The organism is Mesorhizobium sp. WSM4830 (assembly GCF_055811495.1).
This window is the reverse complement of the sequence record NZ_JBVVQI010000106.1, coordinates 1-670: the sequence shown is the minus strand read 5'-3', so window position 1 is coordinate 670 and position 670 is coordinate 1. Positions and strand designations below refer to the sequence as shown.

Below are 670 nucleotides of genomic sequence, written 5' to 3'. Positions count from 1 at the left end.
TGTGACGAAGGGAGGGCGTAGCCCGACCGGAGTTACATCCCCGCCGCGGCGCAATTTTTCGGCGTCTCATGACGCGGTCGGGCCGGTAGCGTTGGTGTTTTCTGGAATGGAGAATCACCTTTGTGCCGGGTCGCCACGTAACCGATCATCAGACGAGGCCTTTTATGAAGTACCGACAAACGCATTCTGTTGAGATCGCCGCCGCAAAGGCGTCGATCAGCCGGGCGACGGCTTATCGCATCGAGAAGGAAGCCAGCCTTCCATCGCAAAACAGGCCGCCGCGCGGCCGGCGTCGCCCCGATCCGCTTGAGCATATCTTCGACGCGGAGGTCGTTCCTCTTCTGAAGGCCGCTCCCGGCATCCGTGCCGTCGCCGTTTACGACGAGATGCTGCGGCGCCATCCGGCACTGTCCGAAGGCATTCGCCGTACGCTTGAGCGACGGATCCGGTCATGGCGGGCTGTTCACGGTGAGGCACAGGAGGTGATCTTCCGCCAGAGGCACGAGCCCGGCCGACTGGGGCTGTCGGACTTTACCGACATGAGCGGCCTCGACGTAACGATCGCCGGTCAGCCGCTCGACCACCTCCTTTACCACTTTCGGCTCGCCTGGTCGGGCTTTGAGCACGCCCATGTCATCCTCGGCGGCGAAAGCTTCGTCGCCCTGGCCGA

1 protein-coding gene is annotated in these 670 nt (G+C 63.3%); it reads left to right on the top strand.

Annotated elements, in window-relative coordinates; genetic code table 11:
- Nucleotides 1-122: 122 nt before the first annotated feature.
- Nucleotides 123-670, top strand: a 548-nt coding sequence (locus AC0L2Y_RS34555; protein ID WP_473562333.1) for an IS21 family transposase, incomplete at its 3' end; no start/stop codon positions are given.